The following is a 24,050-nucleotide window of genomic DNA, read 5'->3' on the forward strand; positions in this document are numbered from 1 at the left end:
CATCATGCGATGCATCTTATGCATCACTCACCGCTTAGCGGACGGGAAAGCCACTTTTGAGAAGGTTGCGATACCCGTGCTCAGTCATCCAACGCGCGCGGGACAGGTGACTCTCGTGGACACGGCGAGCACGTTCAGGCTCCGCCTTGGCGTCGATACCGAGCAGCACCGCTGACACCTCTTCTAGCGTGGCGCCAGCCTCTTCGGCGTCGAGAAGCCGCATGTAAAGCTTGAGATGATCCTGATCGTAAGCCGTTACGGCCCGTTTGTCCGGTGGTGCATCGGCGATCTCTAGCTGGGTGGCGGTCATTCGGCTTCCTCGCAGATCAAGCAACCCAATTAATGAACCGGAAACCATAGCGCACGCAAGCGCCGGTCGGTTGAAAGTTACGGTACTGACCGCAGCCACGTGGCCGAGTGATCCTCGGGGCCGCGTATTATAATACGTCGCATCAAAATACGCGATCCGCATTTTCATTGCGGATGGATATTCGAACAGTTTTCGGCGCGAACCTTCAGTTTTTTCGAGAGAAAGCCGGTCTCAGCCAAGCCGCGTTGGCAGACAGGATGGGCGTTGATCGCGCGCACATAAGCGCCATGGAGCGCGGCCAGCAGAACGTCACCATCATCACGCTCTGGCATGTGGCCGAAGCGCTCGACGTTAAACCGGCGGCGCTTCTGGACGATCAGCGGAAGGGTTGAAAGCCATGAAAGACGCCCCGCCCGGGTTTTCGGGCGGAGCGCCGGAGGCGTCAGTCGCCGTTCTGACGGCGGGATCGCGACCAGATGAGGCTGAAGCTTTCGCTACCCTCGATGACGGTATCGTCGAAGAGGTTGGCGTAGATCGGCGCGGAGAAGCTCGGATCATCGAGCTTGAGGCTCAGATAGTCGCGGCCCTCGTTCGAGCGCTTGGACCAGGCGGCGCCGATCTCGGCGCTCCCGACGACGACGCGGTGAGAGGGAGCTTTGTCGTTCGTGCGGTCCTCTTCGGGGACGATGCGGACATTCTTCGCCTGAACGTTCAGGGTGACGATCTCGCCGACGAACTCGTTGCCGGTCTTCTTGAAGGTTCCGATGGTGGCCATGTCAGTTCTCCTTTTGGCTTTCGAGCCCGCGCCCGTCGCGGCCTCGATGGCGATCGACAAGGCCGGGGCGACCGCCGACGCAGTCCATGGACCCGGAGCGGATGCGGAGGACGGCGGGGCCGGAGTTTCTTGACGCGCGAGGAATGGGCGCAGCCCAAGGGAAGAAACTCCGGCCCCGCCGTTGCGGCCAAGGCGGTCGAGGCGTCAGCCGATTCCGGCCAGATCAGTCCATGAGAGGTCGTGACGTGTGTGGGTGCCGAGGTGTAGGAGAGTACTGGCCGCGGCCATTGGCGACCAAGGACTGACAGGGCATATGTCGGGTGATGAAGCACCGGCGCGATATTATAGGGAAAGATGGCGTCAATCGGAGAAGGTGAACGATCACTGTCCAGGCAATGGCGAAGAAGGGCGATCGAAGCTCACCTATCCAGAGCGTGAAAACGGCTACCGCATGCCACAGAGACGGCATTGGGCTGCTCGCATTGGAGAAGCCGACATGGTCCCTGTTGTCGACATCGACGGCAAAGCGGGACAGAGTGGTCACCGTCCGACGGATCGGTCAATGCCCGCTGACCGTCGACTTGCCGTTCGCGTAGCGCGATTCAAACAGATGATCGGATCAACCGCGAACCATCAGCATAGACTTGTGTCCACTCGATGATTGCGTAGGATTTGCGAAGCCCGGTCGGCCAAAACGGATCTTCTTGAACAAGCCGATCCACATCTTCCGCAGCGTCGGCCTCGACAATCCACAAGCCGTCTCGCCCCAGTCCGGCTGTGTCCGACAGCGGTCCTGCCGCCTTGATTTTGTCTGCGTTCTTCTCGAGGAAATCGAGATGTCGGACCATGTGGCTCTTCCGGATGTCCGGATCGGCTTCGGGGGCATCTTCAAATAGAATGATGAATTTCATTCTCCAGTCTCCTTGCTTTGACGTGAATAAGAATTTTTGCACAACAGAACTGACGATTGAGTCATCGAGTTTGCCATTCTACACTGCAATTATGCAGAGCCATGACTGGAACGATATCAGGTATCTCCTGGCACTTTACCGCACGGGAAAACTCAAGGACGCCGGGCGCGCTGTTGGCACGAGTGAAACAACGGTGGCCCGTCGGATTAAGAAGCTGGAGCAGGACTTGGGGGCGTCGCTGTTCCTGCAAAGCGCCAATGGTCGGTATGAACCGACGGATGCCGCCCTTCAAATCATGTCGCATGCCGAAGCGATTGAGTTGGAAAGCCTTGCGATTAGGGAGAAGTCCGACGAGGTCGCACAGCAGGTCCTGGGATCTGTGCGCATCAGTTCGGTTCCAATCATCGTGAACCGGGTGCTCGTTCCCAATCTCGGGTCCCTGACGCGTAAACATCCGCACCTGACGGTCGAACTGGTGCCGGCGTCGGGTAATCTGGACCTTTCAAAGCGCGAAGCAGACCTCGCGGTACGGTTTGCACGTCCCGCGGGCGGAGGGCTGCGGATCAAAGCGCAGAAGCTGGGCGAGATGAAGTTCGGACCCTATTCGGCAAGCTCGGTTACACCGGATCAACTTGCGACACTCGGCTGGATTACCTACGACGAAACGCATTCCGAATTGCCGCAAGCACGTTGGCTTGAAGTCGCCGCTAACAGTTCCCCCGAAGCACGCGCATGCCTCAAGGTGGCGGATGCTGAAACGGCACTGGAAGCCGTTGCCAACGGCGCAGGGAAATCACTTCTCCCGCAAGCAATTGCTGAGACGGACCCCCGTTTGCGATCCCTCTCGCTGACTCGCGATGCAGCACCCCCTGCCCGGGAAGTCTGGCTTCTCGCTCATGTCGACCAGACCTCAAGATCATCGATCATCGCGGCTAAGGAATGGCTGGCGAGTCTCCCCTGGATCTAGGACAACCAATCTGAGGGGCCATTCAACCATAATGCAGCATCCAACAATATGGGCTCGGAGCTGCCGATCGCCGCTCCATGCACGAATGTCGTCTGTTGCAAAGCGCTTAGGTGTGCTGTCGTGAAATGACCGCTTAGCTAGCGGCCAATGCCGCTAGAGTAGCCTACGCTGTTCGAATGTCGGCCGGTTCAATCGGCCGCCGCGAAATGCGCCATCTGGTCGGCATGGGCTTTCCGGAACGCCGGCCGTTCCGTCATCCGCGCCACATAGGCTTCCGTCGCCGGACGATCGCCGAAGGCACGAACCTTTTCGACGCGCAGCACATCGGCCATGATCAGGTCCGCGACCGTGAAGCGCCCGGCCGCCAGCCAGTCCCGCTCGTTGAGGACGCGCTCCACATGATCGAGGCGGCTTTCCAGCCAGCCTGTCAGGCCGTTGTCCTCGGCGCCGGACATTTCCAGAAACCACCAGGGGACTGAGACCATTTCGACCGAGTTGAGTGCGGCGATCGTCCATTGCAGCGCTTCGGCTCCCCCCACTGGATCGCGCGGCATCAGTTTTTCGCTCTTTCTGGCGAGGTGCAGCAAGCCCGCTCCGCTTTCGAAGATCGAGATGTCGCCGTCGGTGAGCCAGGGCGCCTGGCCGAAGGGCTGATGTTCAAAATGCTCTGTGCCTTTGTCTTTGAATGGTGTGCTCTTCACCTGATAGGGAAGGCCTGCCTCCTCGCATGCCCATCTCAGCCGCAGGTCGCGCACGAAACCGCGGGGCATTTCGGGCACCCAGTCATAGGTCCAGATCGTCAGGTCGCTCATTTTCCGTCCTCAAGATAGGTTTCCAGTTCGCCCGCCCAGCCGGTCCAGCCGGCACGGTGGCTCTCGATCGCTTCGTCGTTCGGCAGCTTCTCGTGCGTCAGGGTCAACTCGGTGCCGATGTCGATGGGCCGCAGGCGAATGGTGACCAGCGACTCCCAGTCGGGCCGGCCGGGCCATTCCCAGGTGAAGACGAGCTTTTCGTTCGGCACGACCTCCCGATAGACACCCGTCGGGTTGTGTTCCGAGCCATCCGTCAGGCGAAAGACGATGGAGTAGCGGCCGCCGGGGCGAAGATCGAGTTCGGCGCGGACGGCCGGTCCGGCATCCGGCCCCCACCATTGCAGGACCTTATCGACCTGCGTCATCGCCGCGTAGACCTTCTCCGGTGGTGCCTTGAGGCGGCGCACTATGGTTATGTCCGGGAGCCGGCCGTTCATTCCTCGCTGTCCTCCTCCACGAGGGCGGCCAGACGGTCGAGGCTGACGGTCCACAAGGCTTCGAAATGATGCAGCCAGTCCGCCGCCTCACTCAGCGGTTCCGCCGCCAGACGGACGGTTACGACGCGGCCGGTTTTCGTTCTTGAGATCAATCCCGCATCCGACAGAACGGCGAGATGTTTCATCAGCCCGGGCATCTTGATCGGCAGGGGCTCTGCCAGCGCGCTTATGGAGAGTTCGGGTTCCGACTTCAGCCGCTCGAGAACCTGTCGCCGCGTCGGGTCCGCGAGCGCAAAAAAGGTGCGGTCGATCGGTGTCTCGTGATACTTTGCCATATAGTAAAGTTTTCAGAGCGGCCGCGACTTGTCAATCGGTTTCTTTTGTTGCTGCAGCCTACGGCCACCCGAGCGGACAATGGCCCGCGGTGCGGCAGCACGGTGGGCGTGGCTCAGCGTCCTAAGTCGCTGTAACAACTTCGAACGGCGGCTTTTCGGGGCGCTTGGCGTGCATCTGCACCAGCGAGCGATGTGACGCGCATCCAAGCGGCAATGCCAACAACGGCGGCGCCGACGCTGGCGAAGACAAGCGTCCAAGGTTCACCCCCGCCACCTGTTTCGGAAAGCCCCTTGACCGCTTGGAAGCCAGCGACACCCGCTGGCAAGGCATAAAGTGCACCGAGCAGGAGACGGATGACTGGCGACCTGACCGCAGCGAAGGCCACTTGCCCCAGAATGAAAGCCGTGGCGCCGGCGAACAGGGCGAGAGCAATCGCGCCGAGCGTTCCCACGCCGTTTTCGAACGCGTAGTAGCCAACCGTGATGGCGACGAAGCATGGAAGCGCGTAGATGGCCAAGTTGAACAGCAGCCAGCACAGAAAACCGAGCCCGATGATGCTCAAAAACGCCGACAGGAACATGGGCGGTCTCCTTGTGGACAGAGCGCCTCTGCCAGCCGCCAAGGCGCCATTCGAAGCATAACGCAAAGCAGCGCGCCGGAAATTACCGGCGCGCGCATCGGGTGATGCATCCGATGCATCACGCTGGCTGTATGGTGCGTTTCGGAGACCGGAAATCGAAGAGCGGCACACCGAGCTTTTTGGCTTTATCGGCCAGGTTGTCGGTGATTCCGGACCCCGGAAAGAGGATGAGCCCGATGGGCATCGCCTCCAGGAGTGCGTCGTTGCGCTTGAACGGCGCGGCCTTCCCGTGGCGTTTCCAATCCGGCTTGAAGACGATCTGCTGGCATTTTCGGGCGTCGGCCCAGCAAGCAGCGATCTTTTCGGCGCCTTTGGGCGATCCGCCATGCAGGAGCACCATGTCGGCGTGCTTGGTCTTCACCCGGTCGAGCGCCGCCCAGATGGCGTGATGGTCGGTGACGTCGATCCCGCCGGAGAAAGCCACGCGTGGGCCAGTTGGCAGGAGAGGCTCGATCTCGGCGCGCCGCTTCGCTGTCAGATAGTCGCGGCTGTCGATCATGGCGGCTGTCAGCGTGCGGCGACTGATCCGTGATCCCGAGTGCGGACGCCAGGGCTGGCCGATAAGGGTCTCGAAGTGGTCGGCGGCGATGTCGCGCATGAGTTCGTAGGCATTGCGCCGCTCGATCAGCGTGACGCCCTGCGCCGTCAGGGCTTCGAGCTCGACGGAGCGCACTTCCGATCCGTCCTGTTCGCGCTGCGAGCGTTTCTGGGCCTGTTCGTTGTCGTCGAGTTCGCGGTCGACGCGGGCGGCTGTGCGATGGAACAAATTCGTTACGGACCAGAGCAGGTCTTCGAGGTCCGGTTCTAGACGCGTATCGCTCAGCGTTGCGGCGAGTGCGTCGAAGATGTCGGCCATCGCAGCCTGGAGGGCATCGGTTTCGGGCAAGGGTCTCGGATCGGGCTCGTCGGCGAAAGGCCGGTAGCCGTAGAGCTGCAATTCTTCGAGCGCGACGGCGGTTGCGGAACTGGCCATTGGTTCGGTGGTCTCGGCTGTCATGGGATCGTCTCCTGTTCGGCATGGGCCGCGCCTCTCGCGGCCTTCCCGAGCGACGGAAAAGCGGGGGCCGGCCGGGACTGCACCGCCGATCCCGGCGGCCGGAGCCAAAGGCGGAGGACGGCGGAGGCGGCGCTCTTTTGTTTCGCGCTGCAAAGCCGGGCGCAGATATGGTTTGTGTCCCCACGCGAAACGCGTGGGGTGGGCCCGGCGGCGGAAAAGAGCGCCGCCGCAGCCGTTGCTGGCCCGGCCGGGCTCCGCTCCGTCTTGCTCCTCTCGGAAGGCCGAAGGCGTGGCTTTCGGACAAGGAGACGACGATGCAGGCGAGAATGGCGACAGGCCTGCTCAACTGCTCAGGGATCGCAGGAAAGCAGCCGCGATAGATCGGCCGTGGCCAGTTGCTGACTGAGATGCACCTGGAGTTTATCCCGCCCGAGCTTGCGGAGGTCTTCGTTGAAGTCGTCGCCAAGGGGAGCAAGCCGGATCGTCTCGATGCCGACGGCATCTGCGCGTTCCGTCAGTTTGTCAGCCGCCATGGCGCCTGCTTCGTCGGCGTCGGCCGCGATATAGAGACGCCGAAGCCCTGCCGGCAGGATCAGCGCGGCGAGATGGTTGGCCGATAACGCGGCGATGATCGGCAGGTCGGGTAACCCCATGCGCAGTGACAGCGTGCTTTCCAGCCCTTCGCCGGCAGCAAGAATGTCGGTCGCGGCCCCGATCCGCACGCCATGGCCGAGCAGATTTCCCATGGCCTTGCGCGGCGGATTGAGCGGCGCCTTGCGGGCTGTCGCCGGATCGAGCCACGTGCGATGGACGCCAGTGAGGTTGCCGTGTCCGTCCGTGACCTTTGCAAGCAATGCAGGCCAAGTCTCTGGCGGCGCCTCTTTCGGCTGATCTTCGCGCCAATAGTAGCAATGCGGATGAAACCGAAGCGCTGGCGCATCGCCAAGACCGATGAGACGGCGTCGATGCAGATAGCGTTCGGCGAGCGTTCCAGCGACCGGCCGCCCCATGGCGAAGAGACGACGCGCCGCCTCCGGTGATCCGGCAGGCGCGGATTGGCGCTGACGTCGTGGCGGTTCGAGGCGTGGCAGACTCAGGAAGCGCCGTGCCTCATCGAGTGTCTCGCCGAAGGTGTGTAGTTGCCGCGCGGAAGCTATGAGGTCGAGCAGATCGCCATGTTCGCCCGTGGCGGCGTCGGTCCATTTCCCGGCAGCGCCCGGACCATGAGTTGGTCCTGTCAGGCGCACATAGAGACTGCGCCCCGGCGTGTTCCGGGCGTCGCCGACGATCCAGTAGCGGCCTTGCCTGCGGCCGTTGGAGAGATAATGGCGGCAAACGGCCTCCGCCTCGCGCGCGAGCCGTCGCGTGATGTCGGATGCTGTATCGGTCATCCACGCCTCCATATTGACAGCAAAAAAGAAGGAGCCCGCCACGATGGGCGGGCTCCAGGGGCGGCTGCGGGAGCCACGGGGGAATGGCTCCCGGTCACTCGGCCGCAGTGGCGAAGGCGTTGCCGGTGACAGGTTCATCGTCGGCGATGACGGCGGAATCGCCCATGGCCGTTTCGCCGCCGCCAGCCGCCGATTGCACTTCGCCCTCGGGAAGGCCCGGCATGCGCAGCACTTCGGGCAGCCAACCACTCCCGCTGAGGAGCTCTTCGGCCGCCGCGACCATGTCCGGCTTCTTGAGACCCGCGATGCGGTCGGCGGCTTCATCGCCCTTGGCTTCGCGCACGGCCTCCAGAATGCGGGCCTTGGTGACGCGCGCGAGATAGCTCTCGCCCGTCGGCGTCCAGCCGGCCGCCGCCATGTCGAGCCCGAGCTTTGCCGCCAGCACGTCCGCGTGGGCGAGCGCCCGCGGCCGGCGGTTGTAGGGTTCATGGACGGCATTGACGGTCATGGCGACGCAATGCGCGAACAGCGCCTCACGGCTGTCGCTGTCGAAACCAACCAGCGCATCCCACAGATCCTCAGGCGCTTTGGGAAGCGCAGCGAGCCACCTATCGGTGCGAGCGTCGATGTTGAGCGCATAGGCCGTGTCGGCGAGGCCCGACGCCTGAGCACCCAGACTTGAGCTGTGCGGCGTGATCTCGACGCAGCTATCCAGCGGATAGTGATAGAACAGCCGCAGCGTCATCGCGTGCAGGGCGGCGAGGAACGCCGTCTGCGGATCGTTGGCCAGCGCGTCGCGCAGGGCAAGCGTGCGATGCGCCGTCAGCTCCATGACGAGGCGGTCGGAGAGCGGCTTCAGGCCATCGTCTTCCTCTTCGGTCTCTGCGCTGGAATCCGTAGTCGTGGCATGATCGACCTCTTCATCGGCGGAGGCGTTAATCCCATCGACCTCATCCTGCCCATCGGTCTCGACCGGGGGTTCGTCCTCGGGGCGGACATAGCCGCGCTCCACACGCAAGCGACCGTCATGGCCGATGCTGACAAAGACGCCAGCCATGGCGATTTCGTCGGGCTCGAAGCGGACGGGTCGCTCCTGCAAGGCTTCCATCGCCGTTTCGATCTCGCCGAGCCGGATGTCGATCTCTTCCGGGAACTCCTCGGCGCTGGCGTACTCGTCTTCGAGCTGATCGTATTCAGCCTTGAGCGCTTCTAAGCTGGCCGTCTCCTCGTCGCTCATCGGCTCGGGCTCGCCGATAATCCGGCGCAGACCGTAGGTGTGGCCGTAAGGGAAGTCGGCGCCGATCTCGATCCATTTCCAGCCTTCGGCACGGATCGCTTGCGTCTCTGTTTCGAGCTTTTCAACGACGAGCTTCGCAAGCAGCCCTGCGTCCTGCAGCCAACCGCCATCGTCGGACTGGAAGAGATCGCGCAGGATGACGCCGCCGGCGGCTTCATAGGCGTCGAGCCCGACGAACTGCGCCCGGCGGTCGGAGGCCCGCACGGCGCCTTCGGTCAGCATGCGGCGGATCTCAAAGGGCTGCCTCGCGTAGGTCCGCTTGACCGATTCCCAGACCTGTTCCTGGCGCTCATGATCGGGATTGACCGTGAAGGCCACGAGCTGGTCGAGCGTCATTTCCTCTTCCGCATATGCGTCGAGGAGCGACGGCGAGACGGCGGCGAGCTTCAGCCGTTGCTTGACGACATTCGCGGAGACGAAGAAGGCCGCCGCGATCTCTTCCTCGCTCTTGCCCTTCTCCCGCATCGCCTGGAAGGCGCGGAACTGGTCGAGCGGATGAAGCGGCGCACGCTGAACATTTTCGGCCAGGCTGTCCTCTTCGGCGAGGCCGTCGGTGCGCACGATGCAGGGCACGGGCGCGGTGCGATTGAGCCGCTTCTGCTTGACCAGCAATTCGAGCGCCCGGTAGCGGCGTCCGCCGGCCGGGATCTCGAACATGCCGGTTTCCGCGCCGTCATCGTCCAGCACCGGCCGGACGGTGATCGAGGACAGGAGCGTGCGCCGGGCGATATCCTCGGCCAACTCCTCGATCGAGACGCCGGCCTTGACGCGCCGGACATTGGACTGGCTCAGCACCAGCTTGTTGAAGGGGATGTCACGCGAGGCGCTCAAGCGTATTTTCTGAGACTTTGTCATGTCAGTTCTCCGCGACGGGCCAGCCGGGAGCCTCTCTCTCGACCTCCGAACCCGTCACGAAAAAAACGGCCCGCCTCTTCCTCTCGAGGAAGCGACGGACCGAAGACAGACAGAGCGCCGATTTCAGACTACGCCGCGCGCTCCAGGAGTTTCTTCGCCTTGCCCTCCATATCGAGCCGGGCGTCCTGCTGAGGCTTCGACCGGGCCACGGCAGTGATGCCCTGCACGAAGTCGAACACGGACTCTGGCGGGCGGCCTTCCTCGACAAGGATCGTCTCGACGATCCTGGCCGTCTCCGCCTTGGAGAAGCCCCGCTTGCGGAGGAAGTCGGTGCGGTCGTCGTCACTGCGGGCGACGATCCGCTCGCGCGCCGCACGGATACCTTCGACGAAGGGGCGTGGCGAGGAGTCGGCGAAGCGGGTCAGCGCCGGCGCCGCCTCGTGCGCGAAGCGGTTGGCGGCGTATTTGGAATGCCGGATGCTAATCTCCTGGAAGTCTTCGACGCCCCAGAGATTGCGGTTCTGGCAGACGGCGCGGAGATAGAAACTGGCGATGCCGAGCGCCTTGGCGCCGACTTCCGAGTTCCAGCAATAAAAGCCCCGGAAATAGAGATCCGGCGATCCGTCCGGCAGTTTGCCTGCCTCGATCGGATTCATATCGTCGACCAGGAAGAGGAAGACGTCGCGATCGGAGGCGTAGAGCGTCGTCGTGTCCTTGGTGACGTCGACCATCGGGTTGTAGACGCCGCTCGACCAGTCGAGCATGCCGGGCACTTTCCAGCGCGTATCGCCGGTCCCGTTCCCCGCGATCTTCTGCACGGCGGCGACGAGTTCGTGGTCGTAGATGCGGCCATAGTCCGGGCCGGTGACGGCGCGCAGCTCGGTACGCCCATCCTCGGTTTCCAGCGTCTTGATCTGCTCGGCGCGGTGCGAGGTGAGCCCGTATTGCAGATTGATGCCCGCGAGCGGCGCCGGGAGCTGGCGCAGATAGGCTGCCGGGGCGCTGACCAGGCTGGCCAGCTGGCCGAAGCTCCAATGGGTCGGCGCGGCTGGCGCGTCGGCTTCGGGCAGGATGAGCGCCAGGTTTTCCGGGTCGTCGCGATGCGCCTCGACGCGGATCGCGGCGCTTTCGACCGTGCGCGTGCGGCTGCGCTCGGCGCGGCCCTTCACCGCCGCGAAGAGCTCCGACAAGGACAGGTAGCGCTCGTCATCGGGCCGCGAAAACCACTCCGAGGAGACGCGGCCAATCCGCTCTCCGCGAGATACATCGACTGTGTAGCCGCCGTTCGCGTCGCGCCGGCCGTCCAGGGTAAGGTTGGTCATGGGTCAATCTCCGCGACGGGCCGGCCGAGAGCCTCTCTCTCGACCTCCAAACCCGTCACGGCGAAAGCCGCCGAACTCTTACTCTCTGGGGGCGCTGCGGGGTCTCCCCGCGGAAGGGATCGGCCGAGACTTCCGGCTTAGCCGCAGGGGAAGGCCGTCCCCTTCTGGATGTTCAGGAAAACCGTAAATGTGTAGAGTCAGGGTATCAGGCATGTTTGGCGATGGCGGGTTGAATTATTTTCAACCTTGCTAGAGACGAAGTTATTTTAAGAAGATCACCAAATGACTCTGCGAGTAATACACACATCAGACTGGCAAATCGGCAAGGTATTTCGTTTCGTAGATCCTGCTATTATGGGCCTCCTCCAAGAAGCTCGCTTGCGCGCTGTCGGCAAGATCGGCGAGTTGGCGAAAGAACACGGTGTTCAACATGTGCTAGTTGCCGGCGACGTCTATGACATGGAAGCCTTGTCGCCGCGTTCGCTTAACCAGCCGCTGGAGCGGATGCGCAACTTCGCCGATACGCATTGGCACCTGCTCCCCGGCAATCACGACCCGCATCGCCCCAACGGACTTTGGGATCAACTCCTGCGCAAGGGGCTTCCCGCGAACGTCCATGTCTATACGGAGCCGGGGCCTGTCACCTTTGAAGAAGACTCGCTGTCGATCCTTCCGGCCCCTCTCTATCACCGCCGGCGGCTTGATGATCCGACGGCCTATATGGACGATGTGGCGTTGCGGGACGGGCTGTTCCGTGTCGGGATTGCCCACGGCACGGTGACCGGCTTCGGATCGGAGGATCGCGACGTTCCCAACTTCATTGCGCCAGACCGCCCGGCCCGTGCCGGCCTGTCATATCTTGCAATGGGCGACTGGCATGGACAAAAGAAGATCAACGAGCGCTGCTGGTACAGCGGTACACCGGAGACCGATGCCTTCGATGTGACCGGTGGCGGCCAGGCGCTGCTGGTGGAAATCGACGCTCATGAGCGCGCACCGGAAGTCACACCGCTGCCGACCGGCCACTACGAATGGCTCACGCAATCGGAGCAGATCAACAGCCGCGAGGACATAGACCGCCTCGCTGGAACGCTGCGGACGGTCGCCGCTGACCTGGATCGCGTGCTCATCCGTTTGGCGATTGAAGGCGCCGTGTCGCTTGATGACCGCCAATATTTCGAGAACGAAGTGGTGGATGGCGTATCAGCCGCGTTCTGTTTCATGCGCGTTGATGACCGGCGCCTGTTCCCGCACCCGACGGCGGAGGACCTTGACCGGATCGATCGCGGCGGCTTCGTCCGTGCGGCGGCGGAAGAGCTGAAACGCAAATCCGAGGAAGGCAGCGACGACGAACGGGCCATTGCCGCCGAGGCGTTGCAGCGTCTTTATATCGAGCACATGAAGCTCCAGGCGGGCCGCCAATGAAACTGCGGTCGCTTGCGCTGAATCAGTTCAAGAAGTTCACCAGCCCGGTGCGGCTCGATGGCATTGCGGACGGGCTGAATGTCATCGTCGGTCCCAATGAGATGGGTAAATCGACGCTGCTTGAAGCGCTCCGGGCGGCGCTGTTTGAGAAATACAGCTCGAAGGCTCAGCCGATTACGGCGTTGCAGAACGATCGCAACCAGGCCGGGCCGGTTGTCGAGCTTGCCTTTGAGCTGGATGACGGCGTGTACCGCATAACGAAACGCTTCGTCAAAAAGCCCTATGCCCGATTGTCGTGCCCCGATGGGCGAACGCTGGAAGGCGATGCTGCCGAAGATGTCCTGCGCGATTTGCTGGGGTTCGATGAGCCGGGAAAAACTGGCGCCAAAGCCGAAACGCTTGGCATGTGGAATGTGCTGTGGGTTCAACAGGGCCACTCGTTCGGTGCGCTCGACCTGCCGCAAAGCGCTAGAGCTAATCTGCATAGTGCCTTGGAATCCGAGGTTGGCACGGTGCTCGGCGGCCGTCGCGGCCGGGCGCTTCCGCAGGCCATCGAAAAGCAGCTTGGCGAACTGGTCACGGGCGGCGGCAAGCCGCGCGGCGCGTACAAGGAACTGATCGACAACACCGAAACTCTGCAAACCGATCTTGCGGATTTACAGGGCCGCCGCGAAGAGCTGTCCAGAACACTCGATCAGCTTGAGCAAGCGCAGGAGACGCTGGCGCGCCTGTCCACCGGCGATCGCGACGAAGCCGATGAGACGGAACTGGCGGATGCCCGGAAGCGCCACGGTCATTTGGCGGAACTGGAAGCGCGTATCGCCGCAGCGGACAGCGATCTTGCTCTGAAACAGCGCAATCTTGAGCAGGCCAACCAGGCCCTGGTCGCGCGCACCGCGTTAAGACAGGCTATTGCTGACGAAGAGGAGGCTGTGGAAACGGCCCGCAAGGGGCTAGATGATGTACGTGGCCGGGAAAAAGAGGCCCGTGCGCGGCTCGACCAGTTGCGGACCGCGGTCCGTGAAGCCGAGGCCGGCGTTACCACGGCAGATGACGCGGTATCCCATCAGCGGCGTATATTGGCAGCCGTCGAACGCAAGGGTCGCATTCGTGAGCTCGAAGGACGGCACGAAAAAGCGGCGGCGGCGGAAGAACGGCAACGCAAGGCCCGGCAAGAGGCTGCCGCCATTCTTGTCACAGACGAAACCCTGACGGAAATCCGCGATGCCGCGAAAGCTCTCGAGACCATCGACAGCCGCCTAAGCGCCGCCGCCACGCGCATTACGTTCGATATGGCAGCCGATGCCTTGTCGGGAATTGAAGTTGATGGCCGCAAGGTGGCCATCGATGACCCGCCCGTTCAGGCAATCGGTCCGACGACGATTACGATACCCGGCCAGGGCCGCATCACGGTCGAACCGGCGGTCAAGGACCGGGACAAGCTGCGCGATCAGCAACGCGAAGCGAGAACCGCTCTTGAGACCGCCTTGCAGACCGGGGGCGTGAAAACTGTCGATGACGCCGAAGAGCAGCACAGGAGACGGCAGAAGCTGGTGCAGGATGGAGAACTCGCCCGTCAGGAAGCCGTGCTGCATGCGCCGGCCACGGACGATCACGACGCCGGGGCCGAGGCGCTGGCGGGTTATATAGAGAGTTTGCAACTCATCCTGACGCGCGATCTCGCCGATCTTGAAATTGATACGCTTCCCGCAAAGCAGGAGGCCGACACGGCGCTGCGCGCCGCCCTTGAACAGGCCGAAGAGGCCCGAAGCGCCGTGGACATGGCCAGGGCAGCCCTCGGCGGTCCCGAAGATGCGTTGGGCGCACTTCAGACTCAACTCGGAACCGTCAGAACGCGATATGACGACAGCGGCGTCCGGTTGGAAAAGCGGCGCGCAGAGTTGGCGGCCGCCGAAGAAAATCAGGCGGACACCGCCCTGCAAGCCGCGATCGACGCCGCCGAAAAGGCAGTGTCAGACCAGGAAGATGCCATTGCCAGTCTCAAGGATCAGCGCACGGACGAAACCCTTCCTCAACTCGAAGCCCGCATCGGCCGTCTCGAACAGGCGTTAAGGGATCGCCGTGAAAAACGTGGCAACCTCAAGGAAACCATCGCCGGCCTGCGTTCTCATATCGAAGTCCTCGAAGGTGCCGGTTTGGACGAGGCCATTGAACAAAAAGCCCGTGAGCTGGAACGCGCGACGGACGAGCGCCACCGCGCCGACCGGGAAGTCCAGGTATTAAACTTGTTGCTGACCACCCTGCGGGCTGCCGAACAGGAGGCGAAGGAGCGTTACCTGTCTCCCGTGCTCAACCGCGTGCGGCCGTATTTGCAGCTCCTTTTTCCGGGCGCCGAAATCACAATCGACGAAGACTTGCGTATCGTCGGCGTCACCAGGGAGGCCGGATACGAGGAAGCCTTCCATCATCTAAGTATGGGGACCCAGGAGCAGATCGCGGTTCTGATTCGGCTCGCTTTTGCCGAAATGTTGGTCGAACAGGGCCATCCGGCAACCGTCATACTGGATGATGCGCTCGTGTTCTCCGACGACCACCGCATGAACCGGATGTTCGACATACTGAACATGGCCGCGCGCAACGTTCAGGTCGTCATCTTCACATGCCGCGAGCAGCTCTTCGAGGAGCTGGGTGGTCGGCAGCTCTCACTACAAGCCGGGAGCGCGGAGGAACTGGTATCGGCATGATGACAAAAGGATCGCCGAGCACGACCAGATATAAGGAATTATAACAATAGGATGGCCTGGCGGGGGATATGCACTTAAGCCAACTTCAACTCACAAATTTTCGTTCATTCGCCGAAGAGCAGGTTACGTTTGAGCGCAGCTTGACGGTGCTCGTTGGTGAAAACAACGGCGGCAAGAGTAATCTTATTGACGCCATCCGTCTTGTTTCGACGCCATTGAGCGGGCGCCGGGAACTCTATTGCGAACAGACAGACATACGCTTTGGGACCGCGACCCGAGCGTTCAGCATTCAGGCAATCTTTGAGGACCTGACACCGCCGCAGCAGGGACGCCTCATCTCGGCAGCAACCGACGATACGCTGAACGCGGCCTGCTTCGGCCTCACATATGAGGCCACCGGCAAACAATCACATATTCGCCCCAACCTGTGGGCAGGCCGCTTCAAAACGCCGCCGGAATCCGGCGCCCATGAAATGATCCGGCATGTCTATCTGCCGCCCTTGCGCGACGCCAAACGTGCTCTCGCGTCAGGCAATCCGACCCGTATCCATGCGTTGCTGAACCACTTTCTCGGCGACCGCGATCCCGACGAGATTGCCGGAAAACTGGCCCGCACCAGTGACGATCAGCTTCTTAAAGACGTGGACCTCGCCGTGGCCGGTGGTCTCGACATTCTGACCACAGGAGTCAGGCGGCAAAGCGCCAGCCTCGGCTTCAATACGGACGAAAAGCTGATCGATATTGCCCGCGACCTGCGATTCAAACTCGCCGATCACGGCATCGCCCCGGAGGACCTTCAATACTCCGGGCACGGCTTTGCCAATCTTCTCTACATGGCGACGATCGCGGTCGAGCTGGAAAAGACCGACAATGCCGAACTCACCTTATTTCTTGTCGAAGAGCCCGAAGCCCATCTTCATCCCCAGCTCCAGGCAGCAGTATTGAATTTTCTTGAAGAGCGGGCCGCGCAGTCGCTCAAACCGAAGGAAGACCAAAACGCGCCGGCGGGCCATCTACAGGTTGTTGTCGCTACGCACTCGCCGAATTTGTCGGCCTGGGTCCCAAGCAAGAATCTGGTATTCGTGCGGTCGGTTGCGCCCATCAGCGGAAAGAACGAAGGAACGGCGCAACAGGGGAGCGAACAAACCGAACATTCGGAAACGCCGCACGCGGTGGTTGCGCCGCGTGCGCAGTCTCGCTGCATTCCGCTTTCCAAGCTTGATTTGAGCGATCCGGAACGCCGCAAAATCGACCGCTATCTTGATGTGACCAAATCCGCCCTGCTCTTCGGTGGACGGGTCCTCTTGGTTGAAGGTATTGCCGAGGCATTGTTGCTGCCGGTCATCGCCAAACACCATGTCCTGAAAGATAACCCCTCGGCCTTTCGCACATTTCGGTCAGCCGTCTTCGTCCCGATAGACGGCGTGGATTTCAGCCCGTATGCGAAAGCGCTGCTATCGCCCTTTAACGATGTTCGTATTGCTGATCGTCTTGTGATTATTACGGACGGCGATAAGCAGACCGTCACCGCCGACAAACCGCTTCCCGGCGGCAATCGCAAATCCGCGCTCGACGCACTGGCTGCCGAAAGAGGCGCCGGCGCGGTGTTGGACGTCTTCACAAACACCTATTCGCTCGAAACCGAACTCGTGGCAGCAGGCAATGCAGACTGCCTGAAGGCCGTGTACCTGGGTTTGCATCCGCAATCGGAAGACAAGTGGAACGAGGCTGTGGCGAAGACGGGCGACGACCGGGCCCGTGCGATACAGGACCTCTTTAAGACAACGCCCAAGGGAGATTTTGCGCAGCTTCTAGCGGAGAAGGCCGCCAGCCCGTCTTTTGTCGTGCCAGATTACATCCGGCAGGCGATCGAGGCGCTTGTGAAATGAAACCGCAAGCCTTTCAGCCCACCCAGGAACAACAGGACATTATCGATCATGACGGCTCCGCCTTTGTGACGGCATGTCCTGGCGCCGGCAAGACGCGGGTTATGACCGAACGCGCGCGGCGCTTGTTCGCTGACATGCCGGCGGGCCGGGGCGTGGCGTTCCTGTCATTTACGCAGGGTGCCATTTTCGAGCTGGAAACACGGCTCCGGGAAGAAGGGATACTGCCTTCGCCCGTGTTTCCGAGCTTCATCGGCACGTTTGACAGTTTCGTCTGGCAGTTTCTTGTCGCGCCCTTCGGCATTTCGAATTGCGATGTTCGGCCGCGCCTGATCGCCGATATCGCAGACCTTGCCGTGACGCCCTTCAACGGCGCCCATCCCTTGCCGCTATCCTGCTTTTGTCCGGTTACCGGGACAATATTCGCGCAGGCAGCGAAACAGCGCGGATTCGACCTTTCCCAAAAGTCCAACCAGCAGATCCAGGCCTATGTCACAGCGGCGGCGAGTATCCGCGCCGGTCTGCGGACGCGCGGACAACTAGGGTTTGATGAGGCGCGGGGCGTTGCGCTCGAACGGCTTAGAGACGCCGCGGCCGCGCCCCGCATTGCGGCCGCCCTGGCGGGCCGGTTCAGCGAAGTCATCGTAGACGAAGCGCAAGACTGTAATCCTGACGATCTGCATATCATTTCATGGCTGCGGGATTCGGGACTGCCGGTGAAAGTCGTATGCGACCCGCACCAATCGATCTATGAATTTCGCGGTGGTGTTACAGACCAGCTTTTTGCGTTTGCCGAGACCTTTGACGAAGAGGGCCGCAAAGCTCTGACCGGAAACTTCCGGTCGGCGCCCAATGTATGCAAGACCACGGCGCAGTTCCGCCCACTCGCATCGCGTTCCGCACCGGATGAACCGCTCGGTCGCCACAAGGACGATGCCACACCGGTTCTCATCCTGTCCTATCCCGGCACCGCCGTTCCGGCGGCGATCGGGACGGCCTTTTGTGAACAGGTGGCACAAGCGGAGATCGACCTTGCCGAGTCTCCGGTCATTGCCGCGACCAAAGCCAGCGGCGCCGCCGCTGCAGGACAGCCGCGTCCGAGCAAAAGACGGGACCGGTCCGTGCGCCTCGCCCAGGCCGTGACGGATTTTCATTTTGCGGCCGGCTTCAACGATATGAAGACGGCGATCGACCAGATGCACCACATCCTGCTGGAGCTAGAGGGACGCCTGGGTGATCTCTCCTACCGGCAGTATCTTGCCGACAACGAGATCGAACAGGCGAGCTGGCGTCCCCAGGTCCTGTTTCTCCTGCGGGCGCTGCGCTTCGACCCTTCAAAACATGCCGATGCCAAAGCGTGGCATGCCGCTACCAAGGAATTGCTATCCCGGCATCTGACCTTGAACGACGGACCGTCACTGTCTCAAAGGCTTAAATGGAACAACGCCGTTTCCGCCGTGCTCGCGGCCGTTCCGGCAGCGACAGCGATGCCCCGCACAATACACGCGGTCAAAGGCATGGAATTTCCGGCCGTATGCGTCGTAACTACGGCTCCCACCCTCAAGAGCATACTCAACTACTTGGAAACAGGAGAACCTGCAGACAATGCCGAAGATGCCCGCAAGCTCTATGTCGCGGCGTCGCGTGCGGAAAAGTTACTCATGATCGCGGCGCCCCGGAGCCAAACTCAACGACTAGCTACCCATTTGAGGGCCCAAGGAGCGTTAGTGGAAATCCTTGAATTGTAAGATTGCGAGCTTGTGTTGGGCACTCGGAATAGAGTGGCAGTCGAAAGGACGGGTTTTGCTCATTTGTTCTAGATGTAGAATTTGAACGGAAGCTTAGGCTCTCCATCCATCGGCGCGGAAATGAGGACATCTCCGACCGCGTTGGCGAAACGGATCGTCACCGGTAATCGATCATTGTGAAGGCACGAATTGAAGTTGATCTTCGTGAGCCCGAGCACGTCGGCGAGGACCGTCGTCAATGGGCACTCGCCGCGAAGAACGCGAACCGAAATCGGGTTCGGGGTCTCAGGCCCCATATAGGTATCCAGCCGTGGCACATAGCCCGAGGTCCACAGCAGTGCGTGGCGTTCGCCAATCTGCAGCGCCGTGCCGCGAATGACGGGATACTCTCCAGGCCGATAGAGCTTCAGGTCATCACGAGCCTCGGCAATCTGCACACCGACGAGGTTGGTTTCATCTCCGCAGGCGGACGAAAAACCGCGCCATTCGTTGTCGGTAAAGGCGGACTTCGCGTGGATGAAGAGTTCGGTTGGTGGGCCATCGTGCAGGCGGGTGTACTCGCCAACCACCATCTTGATGAGGTTCCTTGCGGCATCCTTATCAAGGTGGAACTGCTTCGTATCGGTCTGGAACCAAGGGCCGAGCGCGCCGCGGAAGACCACGCCTTCCCCGTCAGCGAGAAACATTTGGGCTGCGCAGCAGGCATGACGCTTGTCGCTTGTTAGTTCGCTGCGTTTGTAGACCAGTCCGACATAACAGACACCCGGTCGAACATCGGCCAACTGCCAAGGCTTCCCGCCAGCCTTGTAGTAGGCGCCTGTTCCCAGCTTCCAGGCGATAGTCGCAGGATCCTCGATGCGTCTGATCGGCATGCCGCTCTCGCGACGGAAATCGCCGGGCGCCAGCGTCGTTTCACGAACGATCTGCGTGACAATCCGCTCCTTGAGGAGTCGTGCCTTTAGTTGCCGGCGGAAATGGGTCGCATATTGATAGACTTCGGCTTCGCGCTCGTCCTCGCCAAACAAGGTCGGTTGGCGCTGCAGCTCCTTTGCACGACGCTGGGAGATCGTCACTTCGCCCGCAACGCGATCGTCACGCCTGACCGTCGATTTCGGCCTGCCGAGTTCATAGACTTTTTCGGGAATGACGACGAACCAGAACTGTGGCGCGCTTTCGAGGCGATTGTTCTCGGCGACGAGGCGCGACACGAACAAGTCAACAGTGTTGCGCACCGCCTCATGACGGTTCGCGATCCTAAGCGTTTGTTCGATTTCATCGGGATCAAGAGTATCGATGATGCATGGTGGTTCAATGGGCCAGTCTGCATGGAAAGCCGCCGCAAAGCCGGGAAACGGAACATGCTGTGGTTCGACAGCGCGCGAACGCGGCCCGGGCGGCGGGATATCGATGAATCCTGCCATTGATTGTGCCCAGGCTTTGAAGCGACCTACGCCATCCGGTGTGCCAATCACCCCGTATCGGATCGTTGGCAGTTCCTTTGTGTCCCCGACAGGGCCATAGAGGTAGAGGCCGTCGCGGGGATAGACGAGGTGCTGACCGTAGCGGAATTCAAGTTGGGGCTCTTCCAGATAGAGCATCTGAGGCTTGAAGGATCGCGGCCTAGTCGTCATCGCCTGCCTCCTCGGAGCCCCCGTCGCCGCCTTGGCTACCGGATTCATCCGGTTCGTCATCGTCGCTGGGATCGTCGTCATCGGGTTCGGGAGCTTCCTCCTCGACCGGAAGACTGATCGGCACCTGCCAGGAAATCGGCGGTAGGCCGAGCACAATCCCTTCTTCAGAGCTGACCGGCACGGAGAGCGAATCCTTTCCGTCGGCAAGCCAGTGCAGGAAGGCGAGCAGCATGTCCCGCCAACGGGCATTGCGCCATGTCTTGGCAAAGGAGCGGCGGAGCCGATGCATTTTGGCGGGGTCGTCAAATGGCTTGTGGCCATCCTCAGTGAAGACGAGGCGGCTGACGATCCGAACATGGTGCTGTGGCGCTGAGCGAGCGGCGACGCTCACGCCGAAATGCCAGTTCATTTGCCGCTTGACCGACACCCCTTGTATTTGCCGAAGACCAGCGACATCGCCCCAACGAAAGGCAATCTTTGTCGTCGGCACGACGTCGACGGGCCCCCACCAAGCCAGTTGGGTGCCGGACAATTCGTAGGAACGAAGGCCGCGCTCAGTGAACAATTTTTCAAACGCTTGGCGAGCCAGGTCGCTGAACTGATTGCGGGCGTCGAGTCGTTCGATCCCGATCTTGTCCCAACCGGTGTTTAGGAAGCCGGCGACGCGACGCTGTGCCTTCTGGCCAATCGGTAGGTTCGGCCCAAAGTGGTCCTGCAGGTCATGGATGCGGGTGAAGGAAAGAAAGCCTCGTTGGAATGGTCGCAGAGGCCACGGTGCATCTTTCATCGCGGCCTGGGCTCGACGTTCGGATACCTGACCCTTAAATTCGTAGTAGCGGATATTCTCCGGCAACTGCTCGATCGAGAGCCAGTTTGAGATCAGGCGTTCGGGCTGGGAGACAAGGGTCTTGCCGTGGACGAGCTGGACTTCCCGCCAGATTGATTCGCCGCCGCTCGCATTGTGGGGCACATGATAGGTTTCCTGCAGCGTCTCCAGCAGCTCCGAGAGGCCGCGCGCCCAGCCGTGTGTGAAGTCAATATACTGCGCATGGGCGATCAGAAACGGCGCCTCGAAGGGTTCCATGCGCAGCGGAATGATGAAGGCGTTGTCGCCAACCTTGCGCGCGACCTCGGAGGCGATTTGGATTTCGTTGCGAACACCCTGCTTGTCGACTGCGCGGGGATTGGCGACCAGCAACATCTTGCAGGCACGCTGGCGAAGCGCGTTTTCGAGTTTGCGCTGCCAGTCGTCACCGCCCTTCAGGCGGAGCACGTCGGCCCAGACCTCGTAACCCATGGCGGCAAGTTTGGCGCCAAGCCAGATTGTGAACGCGTTGTCTTCGGGAGCGGCGTGGCTGATGAAGATGGCCTCACGCGGCGCATCCTTCGCTTCCGGCTCTGTATTTGGCGGTGGCGTCATCCGGCAGCCTCCAGATACATCCAAGGTCCGCCTGCGGGCCAGGATGCCAGCTCTTCTCGCGCCAATACCGGTCCCAGGAACGCCCGCAGATTGTCGGCGACGTCGATGAGGGAAGCAGGCGCAGCGGCCAGCCGATCACGCGCTAGGAATGCTCGCCACTGGGCGTCCTTCTCGCTGGCAAAGGCATCGCTAAGACCGGTGGGCAATTGCTCGGGCCAGGGTGTCCGACGTCGCTCGAAGGTTTTCTGGACGGCGTCTGTGAGAGCCTTGCCTTCGAAAGCGAACGTCTGCGAAACCATCCAGAGGTCGTAAAAATCCTTCATTCGGCTGTTGGCAACACCGAGCGAGACGATCGCTTCAGTCTTCTCGGCGATGACCGTTTCAGGCGGGTAGGCGCGCAGCATCGGTGCCGGGGCGTCCAGCAGGCTGGGGTACTCGATCTCAAGCGCGGCGGGTGTGATTGCGTCACCGAATCCGACATCGATCTGGATGGGAATGCGCGCGCCGGCGATCGTTGCGCTGGTTCGCACGCGCACGCCAGCATATTCGGCTTCGTCGCGGATAGGCGCGGCTTCAATGCCATCGATATCGAAGACAACGCCGTCGTCAGGCACGATGGCAGAACAGATTGATCGCACACTTTCGGCAATTGCGGCAGGCTCGGGGTCGCCGTGGCCAAGCAGATCTAAATCGCGTGTGGGGCGGAACGGATCGTCTCGCCACACTGTGAAAAGCATTGCGCCTTTAAGGACGAACTGCTCGCGATGGTCGGAGACGCTGAGGCGATAGAGAAGTCGTTCAAGAGCGTAGCGCGTGAGGAGAATCTGAAAATCCGATTTCTCCGCACGAGCGCGGTCCAACAGGCGGGCGCGCACAGATGCGCCGATATTTCGGACTTCACGCGCCATCGGCGACCATCGCTTCGACATAGGGCCGCATCACCGACCAGACGCGGGCGGAGCGTGCGAACTCCCACAATTGGTCAGGCGTCGCCCGCTTGGTGCGCAGCCCCTCGCGGAGGCCTTCCAGCGCGATGTCGAGTCCGATCTTGTTGCGGTATCGGAAGCAGTCGACGATCGTCTTGGCCGGCTCGAAGATCGGAACCTCAATTCCATCTATCGAGTGCCGCTTCACACCCTCCTTGAGAGCCTTGCTACCGAACCGCACGAAGCGAATCGGAGGGTATTCGACCTTGGGCTTCCATCCGGTCCGCTCAATCGCGATCCACACCGCAGAGGGCATTTGCAGCGTCAGCTCGTGGAATTGCAGTGCAGAGGTGAGGCAGATCACGCCTTTGGGCACAAGGGCTGAGGCTTCGGCGAAGCTGCGGCGGGGATCCGGCATTGCGTCGGTAAGCTGATAGAGCCCCCGCGCCACGCGCACCACCATACCCTCGCGTACCATGCGGGCGACAGTTTCGGCTCCAATGCCCGCATCGCGCAGATCGCGCATGCGAACGAGCCCCTTTTGTTGGAAGAGGCTTCGGGCTGTGTCGCGTTGTGTCGTAGCCGCTTGTGACATTTTCTACGCTCATACGGATAAGTGCAGAGGTTTTATCACAGGTATTGGAGCGCTTCAAATCTCTTTGAAGGTGTCGGTGGGAAAGAGGGGGGAACACTTGACGAACAAGCAACACAACTATATTGTTGTGTCATGATTCCTGACGTGGATTCCTCGACTGGCTACCTTCCTCCAGGCGTGCATGACGCACCGTGGAGCGAGGTCGCCCATCGATTTTGCGGGAACGGCCATCGAACCCGCCTTCTCGGCGGTTTGTTGGCGGCACTTCACAATTTGGCTGGTGCAGGGTGCCGGTTGATGCTCCTCGACGGAAGTTTTGTATCGCAGAAGGATTTGCCGGATGACTACGATGGCGCCTGGGACACACGCGGGGTCGATCCCTATCGAATTGACCCCGTCTTGCTCGATTTCACGAATGGTCGGGCAGCAATGAAGTCGAAATATCTGGGAGAGCTGTTCCCCGCGACGGCAATGGCGGCACCGGGGATCCTCTACCGCGACTTTTTCATGACCGATCGAAACGGTGTGGCCAAGGGGGTCATCAACATCGATCTCGGGAGCCTGCCATGATTACTAATGAACGGCAGTATAGGATCACGCGAAGTGAGGCTGAGAAGTTTCGCGAGACAATTGGCGCGCTTGCTTCGACGCCAGCAAGCGATGA

Annotated in this window: 22 protein-coding genes; 7 read left to right on the forward strand and 15 right to left on the reverse strand. The window is 61.4% G+C overall.

The annotated features are described in order from the left end of the window. Positions 1-34: 34 nt before the first annotated feature. Positions 35-310, reverse strand: coding sequence for a DNA -binding domain-containing protein (locus tag NTH_RS11475; protein ID WP_338530137.1), 276 nt, complete (start codon positions 308-310; stop codon positions 35-37). 173 nt (positions 311-483) lie between these two features. On the opposite strand from NTH_RS11475, the gene NTH_RS11480 reads away from it, so the two are divergent. After that, on the forward strand, positions 484-702 hold the full coding sequence (locus tag NTH_RS11480) for a helix-turn-helix transcriptional regulator (protein WP_338531885.1): 219 nt from the start codon (positions 484-486) through the stop codon (positions 700-702). Positions 703-752: 50 nt separating this feature from the next. Here NTH_RS11480 and NTH_RS11485 read toward each other — a convergent pair whose 3' ends face one another. Next, entirely contained in the window at positions 753-1,085 is a 333-nt protein-coding gene (locus tag NTH_RS11485) for a DUF736 domain-containing protein (protein WP_209170262.1), read from the reverse strand. Between the two features lie 602 nt (positions 1,086-1,687). Continuing rightward, positions 1,688-1,996, reverse strand: a complete 309-nt coding sequence (locus tag NTH_RS11490) for a YciI family protein (RefSeq protein WP_338530138.1) — start codon at positions 1,994-1,996, stop codon at positions 1,688-1,690. On the opposite strand from NTH_RS11490, the gene NTH_RS11495 reads away from it, so the two are divergent. Next, positions 1,983-2,963, forward strand: a complete 981-nt coding sequence (locus NTH_RS11495) for a LysR family transcriptional regulator (protein ID WP_338530139.1) — start codon at positions 1,983-1,985, stop codon at positions 2,961-2,963. The genes NTH_RS11490 and NTH_RS11495 overlap by 14 nt on opposite strands. Positions 2,964-3,151: 188 nt before the next feature. Here the strand turns inward: NTH_RS11495 and NTH_RS11500 are convergent, their stop codons facing one another. From NTH_RS11500 to NTH_RS11535, 8 genes are all read right to left on the reverse strand, one after another. Further along, a complete protein-coding gene (locus NTH_RS11500; RefSeq protein WP_338530140.1) occupies positions 3,152-3,775 on the reverse strand; it encodes a glutathione S-transferase family protein in 624 nt (207 codons plus the stop codon). Further along, on the reverse strand, positions 3,772-4,212 hold the full coding sequence (locus tag NTH_RS11505) for an SRPBCC family protein (RefSeq protein ID WP_338530141.1): 441 nt from the start codon (positions 4,210-4,212) through the stop codon (positions 3,772-3,774). The genes NTH_RS11500 and NTH_RS11505 overlap by 4 nt, the downstream gene beginning before the upstream one ends. Further along, positions 4,209-4,547, reverse strand: a complete 339-nt coding sequence (locus tag NTH_RS11510) for an ArsR/SmtB family transcription factor (protein ID WP_338530142.1) — start codon at positions 4,545-4,547, stop codon at positions 4,209-4,211. The genes NTH_RS11505 and NTH_RS11510 overlap by 4 nt, the downstream gene beginning before the upstream one ends. A gap of 113 nt (positions 4,548-4,660) precedes the next feature. Next, complete coding sequence (locus NTH_RS11515) at positions 4,661-5,128, reverse strand: hypothetical protein (protein WP_338530143.1); 468 nt, start codon at positions 5,126-5,128, stop codon at positions 4,661-4,663. 118 nt (positions 5,129-5,246) lie between these two features. Then, complete coding sequence (locus NTH_RS11520; RefSeq protein WP_338530144.1) at positions 5,247-6,185, reverse strand: DUF2493 domain-containing protein; 939 nt, start codon at positions 6,183-6,185, stop codon at positions 5,247-5,249. Positions 6,186-6,535: 350 nt separating this feature from the next. Then, positions 6,536-7,576, reverse strand: a complete 1,041-nt coding sequence (locus NTH_RS11525; RefSeq protein WP_338530145.1) for a DUF7146 domain-containing protein — start codon at positions 7,574-7,576, stop codon at positions 6,536-6,538. 94 nt (positions 7,577-7,670) lie between these two features. Beyond that, entirely contained in the window at positions 7,671-9,728 is a 2,058-nt protein-coding gene (locus NTH_RS11530) for a ParB/RepB/Spo0J family partition protein (protein ID WP_338530146.1), read from the reverse strand. 128 nt (positions 9,729-9,856) lie between these two features. Further along, complete coding sequence (locus NTH_RS11535) at positions 9,857-11,050, reverse strand: DUF932 domain-containing protein (RefSeq protein WP_338530147.1); 1,194 nt, start codon at positions 11,048-11,050, stop codon at positions 9,857-9,859. A 282-nt stretch (positions 11,051-11,332) separates the two neighbouring features. Between NTH_RS11535 and NTH_RS11540 the strand changes: the two genes are divergently transcribed. The 4 genes from NTH_RS11540 (at position 11,333) to NTH_RS11555 (ending at position 18,814) form a co-directional block, all read left to right on the forward strand. Beyond that, positions 11,333-12,475, forward strand: a complete 1,143-nt coding sequence (locus NTH_RS11540) for a metallophosphoesterase family protein (protein WP_338530148.1) — start codon at positions 11,333-11,335, stop codon at positions 12,473-12,475. After that, on the forward strand, positions 12,472-15,180 hold the full coding sequence (locus NTH_RS11545) for an AAA family ATPase (RefSeq protein ID WP_338530149.1): 2,709 nt from the start codon (positions 12,472-12,474) through the stop codon (positions 15,178-15,180). Before NTH_RS11540 ends, NTH_RS11545 begins: the two co-directional genes overlap by 4 nt. 68 nt (positions 15,181-15,248) lie before the next feature. Next, positions 15,249-17,069, forward strand: a complete 1,821-nt coding sequence (locus tag NTH_RS11550; protein ID WP_338530150.1) for an ATP-dependent nuclease — start codon at positions 15,249-15,251, stop codon at positions 17,067-17,069. Continuing rightward, positions 17,066-18,814, forward strand: a complete 1,749-nt coding sequence (locus NTH_RS11555) for a UvrD-helicase domain-containing protein (RefSeq protein WP_338530151.1) — start codon at positions 17,066-17,068, stop codon at positions 18,812-18,814. The genes NTH_RS11550 and NTH_RS11555 overlap by 4 nt, the downstream gene beginning before the upstream one ends. 68 nt (positions 18,815-18,882) lie before the next feature. Here the strand turns inward: NTH_RS11555 and NTH_RS11560 are convergent, their stop codons facing one another. Genes NTH_RS11560 through NTH_RS11575 form a run of 4 tightly spaced genes read right to left on the reverse strand, consistent with a single transcriptional unit; the run spans position 18,883 to position 23,386 of the window. After that, positions 18,883-20,412, reverse strand: coding sequence for a hypothetical protein (locus tag NTH_RS11560; protein WP_338530152.1), 1,530 nt, complete (start codon positions 20,410-20,412; stop codon positions 18,883-18,885). Positions 20,413-20,434: 22 nt separating this feature from the next. Next, a complete protein-coding gene (locus NTH_RS11565) occupies positions 20,435-21,865 on the reverse strand; it encodes a toll/interleukin-1 receptor domain-containing protein (RefSeq protein WP_338530153.1) in 1,431 nt (476 codons plus the stop codon). Then, complete coding sequence (locus NTH_RS11570) at positions 21,862-22,773, reverse strand: nucleotidyl transferase AbiEii/AbiGii toxin family protein (RefSeq protein WP_338530154.1); 912 nt, start codon at positions 22,771-22,773, stop codon at positions 21,862-21,864. Before NTH_RS11570 ends, NTH_RS11565 begins: the two co-directional genes overlap by 4 nt. Further along, positions 22,763-23,386, reverse strand: a complete 624-nt coding sequence (locus tag NTH_RS11575) for a type IV toxin-antitoxin system AbiEi family antitoxin domain-containing protein (RefSeq protein WP_338530155.1) — start codon at positions 23,384-23,386, stop codon at positions 22,763-22,765. The genes NTH_RS11570 and NTH_RS11575 overlap by 11 nt, the downstream gene beginning before the upstream one ends. Before the next feature lie 132 nt (positions 23,387-23,518). Here NTH_RS11575 and NTH_RS23130 point away from each other — a divergent pair, with 132 nt between their 5' ends. Then, a complete protein-coding gene (locus NTH_RS23130) occupies positions 23,519-23,956 on the forward strand; it encodes a DUF6932 family protein (RefSeq protein WP_422392388.1) in 438 nt (145 codons plus the stop codon). Positions 23,957-24,050 lie beyond the last annotated feature (94 nt).

The sequence above is a fragment of the Nitratireductor thuwali genome, from assembly GCF_036621415.1.
Taxonomy (GTDB): domain Bacteria; phylum Pseudomonadota; class Alphaproteobacteria; order Rhizobiales; family Rhizobiaceae; genus Chelativorans; species Chelativorans thuwali.